Origin of the sequence: Teichococcus wenyumeiae, from assembly GCF_003696345.1 — a bacterium.
Lineage (GTDB): Bacteria > Pseudomonadota > Alphaproteobacteria > Acetobacterales > Acetobacteraceae > Pseudoroseomonas > Pseudoroseomonas wenyumeiae.
Genome location: NZ_RFLX01000026.1, coordinates 1 through 8476, shown reverse-complemented (window position 1 = coordinate 8476; position 8476 = coordinate 1). Strand labels below are relative to the sequence as shown.

General features: G+C 70.7%; 1 protein-coding gene. It reads right to left on the bottom strand.

Annotated features, from left to right (window positions below; genetic code table 11):
- Nucleotide 1: 1 nt before the first annotated feature.
- On the bottom strand, nucleotides 2–8293 hold the full coding sequence (locus tag EBE87_RS22070; RefSeq protein ID WP_233560151.1) for a type I polyketide synthase: 8292 nt from the start codon (nucleotides 8291–8293) through the stop codon (nucleotides 2–4).
- Nucleotides 8294–8476 lie beyond the last annotated feature (183 nt).

Below are 8476 nucleotides of genomic sequence, written 5' to 3'. Positions count from 1 at the left end.
GTTATAGGAGGATATCCTCTTCCATGGGAGCGTCGCCGGCTTCGGCCGGCACGGGGCCGGCATCCATGCGGATACGGCCCGCCAGGTCGGCGCGCGCTTCCAGCTCCGCCGCGAGCTGCCGCAGGGTGGCATCCATCAGCGTGCCCAGCGGCAGGTTCACGCCCACCTCGCGCGCGATGCGGTTGCGCAGGTTGATGCTCATCAGCGAGTCGAGCCCCAGTTCCAGCAAGGTGCTGGTGGCCGGCGGCGGCATGGCCGCGCCGGTGATCCGCTGCAGCTCAGCCACGAGGTAGCCCATCATGCCCCCTGGCGCCGGCCCGGCAGGAACAGCGGGCGCGGGCGGCGCCGGTTGGAACACCGGTTGCGGCGCCGGGCGTTCCAGCTCCGCCAGCAGCGTGGGGCGTCGCGGCAGTCCGGCCAGCAGGCGCGGCCAGTCCGCCGGCAGCACCGCCTGGTGGGCAGGGCCATCGGAGATCCGTTCCAGCAGCGCCAGACCGGCATCGGGAACAATGGCGCCATGGCCCGCAGCCTCCAGCCGCACGGCATCGGACGCCACCATGCCAACCTCCGACCACCGCCCCCAGCCGATGCTGAGAGCGGGCAGGCCCGCGGCACGGCGCCGGCGTGCCAGCGCGTCGAGCGCCGCGTTGGCGGCTGCGTAGGCACCCTGCCCCGGCAGGCCCAGCAGCGCGGCAGCCGAGGAGAACAGCACGAAATGCTCCAGCGGCGCCGCCCGCGTCAGGCGGTCCAGATGCAATGCTCCTTCGATCTTGGCGGCGGTCGCCGTGGCGAAGGCATCCGGTGACAGTTGCGCCAGGACCCCCTGGTGCAGCACGCCGGCGAGATGGAAGACGCCGCGCAGCGGCGGCTCCTCTTCCCCCTGCGCCAGCACAGCCGCCAGGGCCGCGGCATCCGCCACATCCGCCTGCGCCGTGCGGACGCGCACCCCGCGCGCGGCCAGGGCGTCGATCGCGGCCTGCGCCGCCGCGTCCGGTGCGCCGCGGCCCAGCAGCAGCAGGTGGCGCGCACCCCGCGCCACCAGCGCGGTGGCGAGGCGCAGGCCAATGCCGCCGAGGCCGCCGGTGATCAGGTATGTGCCATCGGCCCGCAGCGGCATACTGGCGGGTCGCGGCGCGGGCAGCGGCCGCAGCCGCGCGGCCAGCACGCGGCCGCCGCGCAGGGCCAGCTCGTCTTCCGCCCGCCCTTCCAGCAGCAGGGAGGCCAGAACGGCCATGGTGTCGCCCTGTTCGTCCGGATCGCGGTCGATCAGGTTGCCGGCCATGTCCGGATGCTCGGCGAAGAGCACGCGACCCAGGCCCTGCAACGTGGCTTGCGCCGGATCTTCCAGCGCGCCGCGTGTCACCAGATGCACGGGGTGCGACGTGCCGGCGCGCAACTGCGCCCGCAACAGCCGGATCGCGGCGGTACATGCCGCAGCGGCCGCCTCCCCGGGCGTCACGACCAGCACGATGCCGCGCAGCGCATCCCCGCCCACCAGGGCGGCATCCAGCGCGGCTTCGGACATCGGGCGCGCTTCGGCGCCCGCGGCCGCCAGCGCGGTGGCCAGTGCCCCCGCCGGCCCTGCCCCGCCCAGCACGGCCCATGCGCCAGGGCGTTGCGGCGCAACGCCGTCCGCCTGCGCGAGAATCACGCTCTGCAGCCCGCCCGGCGTCGGAATCTCCAGCGGCGCGGCGGCGGCCGTGGCGAAGCCCTGCGCCCGCAGCAGCGCCAGCCACTGACGGCGCGACAGCAACGGGTAGGCCGGACGCAGCGCCGTATCGCTGAAGCGCCACCAGCCTTCCAGCAGGCCGAAGGTCAGGTCCACCGGAACGGTGGGCTCGTTCACCTCCAGCAGCGCCAGGTGCCCCCCGGGCCGCAGCATGCGACGCACATGGGCCAGGGTCTCGGACAGGTCCCGCGTGGCGTGCAGCACGTTGGCGGCGATCACGAGATCCACGCTGCCGGGCTCGATGCCCTGCTCCGCCGGGTCGCGCTCGATGTCCAGCAGGCGGTAGTCCATGCCGGGCCAGGCCGCGAACTTGCCGCGCGCCCGCGCCAGGAACAGGGGCGATACGTCGGTGAACACGTAGTCCACCCGGGCCGCGTCCAGCCGCCGCAGCACGTAGTGGCTGGTGGCCCCCGTGCCGGCGCCGACTTCCAGGATGCGCAGGCGCCGGCCGGCCGGCAGGCCCTGGGCCAGCCTCTCAACCAGATTGGCCACAAGGCCGTTCAACGCGCCGAAGCCGGCGGAATCCTGGTACAGGCGCGTGGCGGGGCCGAGGTCTCCGCCCGGGAACAGCGCCTCCAGCGGGTCCGCCTCCCCGCGCAGGATGGCACCGAGTTGCGTGCCGCAGGCGGCCAGCAGCGCCAGCTCTGCTTCCGCCGCCGTGCCGTGCCGCGCCTCGACCCGCGCCCGCTGCGCGGCGGAGGACAGGGCGGGCGGGCATTCCAGCGCTTCCCATCCCCCGTCGCGCCCGAGCAGGCGGCCATGCCGTTCCAGGATGTGCAGCAGCCGCCGCAGCAGGCGGTCCTGACCCGGAACCAGCGCCAGCCGCCGCGCGATCTCCTCGGTGCCGCGCCAGGCACCCGGCTGCGGCAGGGCGCCGACTTCCTTGAAGGCCTCGACCAGGTAGGCGAGGCCGAGCGCCTCCAGGTCCTCGGACTGCTGCTGGTAGCGGGGGCTGTTGACCGCCGCCAGGGGCGCATCCAGTCCATGGCGCAGCACCGCATCATCGGCCATCAGAACAGCAGGAGCGGGAAACTCCGCCGCTGCCGCCGCCGGAGCGGGGCATTCGTCCCAGGCCACGGCGTAGAGCGCCGCATCCAGCGGGGATGCCGCGCCCACCCTGCCCGCATCCAGCCGGCGGAACTCGAAGCCGTGCACCTCTGCCACGCAGGCATCCGTGGCATCGCAGACGAGGATGTCCGCCAGATCCTGCGCCGCGCCGCGCCGGCGCACATATCCGCGCAACGGAAAGGCCGCGGGGCGGGCGTGGAAACGGAATGATTCCAGCGCCACGGGCACGTAGGTGTCGTTCCCCTGCCCCATCGCCAGCACGGCCAGGGCCGGCTGCAACAGGGAATCCAGCAGGCCCGGGTGCAACTGGAAGGCAGGGTCCACGGCCTCGCCGGAAGGCGGCGCCACCTCGAACACCGCCTCATCCTGCCCGAGCCAGATCCGTTCCAGCCAGCGGAACTGTGGGCCGAGGGCGATGTGCCGGTCGGCCAGCCGCGCGTAGAGCGTCGCGGCTTCCAGCAACCGGGGACAGCGTTCCCGCAGCGCGGCGAAATCCGGCGGCGCGGGCGGCGGGGCGACATCCGCCGCCAGGGTGGCGGTGACGTGCAGGCGGTGGTCGCCCTCCTCCGCGGCGGCGTCGAAGCCCACCAGACGCGCTTCCTGCCCCTGCGGCAGGGGCAGGAACTGCATCTGCACGGTCCAGCCGCCATGCTCCGGCAGCAACAGCGGCTCCACAAAGGATACCTCGCGCAGCACCTGGGCTTCCCGGCCCGTCAGCAGGGCGGCGCCGGCCAGCAGCATGGACAGGTACCCGGCCCCCGCGACCAGCACGCGCCCATGCACCCGGTGGTGCTCCAGCAGCGGCAGGCGCCGGGCCTCCAGCGTGGTCTCGAACACCGAATGCGGCAGGCCCGGCAGGCGCAGGCGGCGATGCGCGAGGGGATGCAGCGCGGCATCCTGCGCCTGAGGCGCCTGGGGCCGCGGCTCGATCCAGTACCGGCGATGCTGGAAGGGGTAGGACGGCAGTGGGACGCGTTGCCGCAGGGTGGCGTCGTGCAGCGCGTCCCAGTGGACCGTCAGGCCGCGCCGGTACAGTTCCGCCAGGCTCTCCAGCATCTGCCGCGCATCGGCCACACCAGGGCGGAGGGACGGCAAAACGCAAGCGCTGCCGCGCACCAGCCCGGCCAGCACCGGCCTGGGGCCGATCTCCACCAGCGTGGCGCATCCCAGCGCTTCCAGGGTGGCGACGCCCTGCGCGAAGCGCACAGGCTCCATCACGTGACGCAGCCAGTAGTCCGGCTCGGTGAACAAGGCGGTTTCCACCGCGCCGGTCAGGTTCGACACCAAGGGCAGGGATGGCGGCCGCAGCGTCACCGTCGCCAGCACCGCGCGGAAGGCCTCCAGCATCGGCCGCATCAGCGGCGAGTGGAAGGCGTGGGAGGTGCGAAGCGCGATGCCTTGCACGCCATCCGCTTCCAGCCGCGCGGCCAGCGCGGCCACGTCCGCCGCGCGGCCGGACACCACTGTGCTGGCCGCACCATTCAGCGCGGCGACTGACACCGTGTCGCGGTACGGCGCCAGCGCGGCCCGCACCCGGTCAGGATCGGCCGACAGGGATATCATCGCCCCGTCCCGCGGCAGGGCCTGCATCAGGCGCGCGCGGGCCGCCACGAGGCGCAGGCCGTCCTCCAGGCTGAACACACCGGCGAGACAGGCGGCGACGTATTCGCCCAGGCTGTGGCCCAGCAGCGCCGCGGGGCGCAGCCCCCATGCCTGCCAGAGCGTCGCCAGCGCGTATTCCACCGCGAACAGGGCTGGCTGGGCCTGCGCGGTCTCGCCCAGCGCCTCGCCCTGCAGCGCCGCCGGAAGGTCGAACCCGTCTTCGGCCCGCAGCAGCGCCGCGCAACGGTCCAGCGCATCGCGGAAAACCGGTTCCTCCCGGTAAAGGCCCAGCGCCATGCCGGTGTGCTGGGCGCCCTGGCCGGTAAACAGGAACGCGACATCGCCCACCGGTGCCCGGGCGGTGTCCGGCGGGCCGGCCAGGGCGGCGTCGAGCGCCGCCAGCAACGTGTCCCGCCCGGTGAAGACGGCGGCAAAGCGGTGGGCGAAATGGTGGCGTCCGGTGGCGGCGCTGTAGCACAGGTCGGCGCAGTCCAGCGCCGGGTCAGCCAGCAGCCTGTCGCGATAGCGCGCCAGCAGCGCGGCCAGGGCAGCGGGCGAGCGGGCGGAGAGCGGCAGCAGATACCATTCCCGCGTGTCGCCGGCGGCACGGCGCGGCCGGGCCGGCGCTTCCTCCAGGATCACATGCGCGTTGGTGCCGCCGATGCCGAGCGAGTTGACGCCCGCGCGGCGCGGCGTTTCCGATTCCACCCAGTGCAGCGCTTCCGTGTTGACAAAGAAGGGCGTGCGCTCGAAGGCAATGGCGGGGTTGGGCCGCCGGTAGTGCAGGGTGGGCGGGATCTGCCGGTGCTGCAGCACCAGCACCGCCTTGATGAAGCCGGCGATGCCCGACGAGATCTGCAGATGGCCGATGTTGGTCTTCACGGAGCCCAGCGCGCAGAAGCCGGTTCGCGTGGTGTCATGCCGCCAGGCACGGGTCAGGCTCGCCACCTCGATGGGGTCGCCGATCTCGGTGCCCGTGCCGTGCGCTTCCACGAAGCCGATGCTGTCGGCTGGAACGCCGGCCACATCCAGCGCGGCACGCACGACCTCACTCTCGCCGGCCTCACTCGGCGCCATGTAGCCGACCTTGCGCAGGCCGTCATTGTTGACCGCCGTGCCTTTCACCACCGCGAGCACGCGGTCGCCGGCGGCCAGGGCATCGTCCAGCCGCTTCAGCACCACCGCGCCGACGCCGCTGCCGAAGATGGTGCCGCGGGCATCGGCGTCGAAGGCGCGGCAGTGCCCGTCCGGTGCCACGATCATGCCCTCCTGGTGCAGATGCCCGGCCAGCTGCGGCGCCTGTACGGAGGAGGTGCCGGCGATGGCCATATCGCACTCGCCCGCCAACAGGCTCTGCACGGCCTGATGGATGACCACGAGGCCGGTTGAACAGGCGGTCTGGGTGTTGATGCTGGGGCCGCGCAAGTTGAGCTTGTAGGAAACGCGGCTGGCCAGATAGTCCTTGTCGTTGGCCACCATCAGTTGGAAGCCGCCCATGGAATCCAGGGTAACGCTGCGCAGGTCGTCCTGCGGGTCCAGCCCGGCGCGGGCAGGCAGGACGTTGTTCAGCAGATAGGTGTTCATGCTCGCGCCGGCATAGACGCCGACGCTGCCGGGAGCGGACAGCGTGTCCTGCCCCGCATCCTCCATGGCTTCCCAGCAGCATTCCAAGAACAGGCGGTGCTGCGGGTCCATCAGCTCCGCCTCGCGATCCGTCAGGCCGAAGAAGGTGGCGTCGAACCCGGCGGCGTCGTTCAACACCGGGCTCGCCGCGACGTAGCCCGGCTGCTGCGCGGAGCGCGGGTCGGCACCCTCCCTCACCGCCTCGGCCGCCGTGAAGGTGCGGATGGATTCCACGCCGTCGCGGAGATTGCGCCAGAATTCATCAATGGTGTCGGCACCGGGGAAGCGGCAGGCCATGCCGATCACCGCGATGTCGACGCGACGGCCGTCGGCGCTGCGACGGACCGGGCGCGGCACCACGTCCTCCTTCGTGCCTGACAGGAAGCGGGCCTGCATGGCCACGGTGGAATGCGCGAACAAGTCGCCCAGTGTCACGGGCCCGAAGGCGGCCTCCAGCATCGACTGGGCCTTGATCAGCAGCAGCGAGTGCCCGCCAAGATCGAAGAAGTTCTCGTCCCGCCCGACATGCTGCAGGTCGAGCACGGCTCTCCAGATTGCGGCCACGCGCTCCTCGACAGCGGAGAGCGGCGTTCCGGCGGCGGCGCGCCCGGGCGCGGTGTCGAACCGGTTCGTGACCTCGGTGAAGTTCCCAGCCATATAGCTGGCCTGGAGGCTGCGGCGCTGGATCTTGCCGATGCTGGATTTCGGAACATCACTGGCAGCGAGAGGGACGACCTGGACCGGCGACAATCTCATGTCGCGCACGAGGTGGGCCCGGATTGCCCGGACCAGGGCGGGCCATGCCGCCTGGTCCCGCTCCTCCGCGCAGAAGGTGACAACAAGCCCGTCCGTATCTGCCTGCCTGACGCCGAAGGCGCAGGTAAAGGCAGGCATGACGCCGGGCACCATCGCGACGCTGGCTTCCACGTCGTGAAGGGGTACCTTACGGCCGTTGATGGCCAGCTCCTCTTTTTCCCTGCCGGTCAGGTACAGCTCGCCGTCACGGATGAAGCCGAGATCGCCGCTGCGGAACCAGCCATCATCGGTGAAGGCTTCCGCATCGGCGGCAGGGTTCGCGTGGTAGCCGGTGATGACGGATGCACCGCGCAGTTCCAGCCGACCGACCTCCCCTTCCGCCAGGACCGCGCCGTCCTCGCAGGTAATGCGGATCTCCGCGCCGGGAATGGGACGTCCCAAGGAAACATAGGAACCCTCCTGTGCCAGGCATGCCGGCGTCAGGCCAGCCGACCAAGTGATGCCGGAGCAAGTTTCCGACATGCCGAAGGCCGGTCGCAGCACGTCCTGCGGCACGCCGTAGGGTGCCAGGAGCGTCAGGAAGTCCAGAGCGGTTCTGGCCGTCACCTGTTCGCCGGCATTCACCAGAAATCGCAGACACGACAGGTCCAACGCCGCCCGTTGCAGTTCCTCCGCCGCATTGTTGATGAGCGAGAAGGCAAAATTCGGAGCCCAGGAGATAGCCGCACGGTGCCGGGCAATCAGTTCCAGCCAGAGCAGGGGGCGTTCCACCACCCGCCGGGTCGGTATGTGTACCTGGCTGGCGCCCAGCAGGACCGGCATGACGCTCAGGAATATCAGGGCGCCGGCATGGTCCAGCGGCATCCAGTTCAAGGCAGCGTGCGCCGCGCCGAAGCCGTTCATCTGCGCCGTGCCGGCAGCCATGGCCAGCAGGTTCGCATGGGTCAGCGGCACGCCCTTCGGAGTGCCCGTGCTTCCTGAGGTCAACAGAAGAAGCGCAGGGCTTTCCGGACCCGGCTCTTTCGGCCTTTCCTTCGCGCTGTCCTGACGTAGCTCCCGCAGAGACACCACGCGCGAGCCCACGTTTCTACCGCGCCATTCCTCAAGCCTGTCATCAGGCACCACGACCAGCGGATCGTTCAGAACATCAATGGCCGCCCGCAACCGGCGGGCCTCGGCATGTCCGTTGGTGAACTCGGCAACAGGGGCGACCGGCACTGCCGTATAACCGTGCAGAAAACAGGCCCATACTGCCGGCAAAACATCCGCCGCGTTGTCCAGTTGCAGAACAACGGGTTCCCCGTCGCGTAGTCCTTGCGCTCTCAAGCTTCCAGCTATACTTGAGGCTTGCTGAAGAAGCTCGGCATAAGATTGCTGACGATGGTCTTCGGCATAGAAGATGCCTGCGCCGCTTTGGGCCGCCTGTCGCAGTGCGGCCGCCAGATTAGCTGGCGCGCCTGGCAGCGCTTGCAAACATCCACCATGGGTCCAAGCCCGCAGTTCAGTCTGGTACACGCCAACAGACACTGAGGAGCCTCTACCTTACGATAGATGAAGATAGACAGGCTTCGGTGCCTTAGGAAAGGGTAACATTTACATGTTTGTTGCGTTGCGTAACCTTGTTGCACGGACTGGCGGCTTGGAGGTGGAGGCCCGGGAAGTTACGGGTCGGGTCTCTGTCCCTGCAGTTTGGATGCC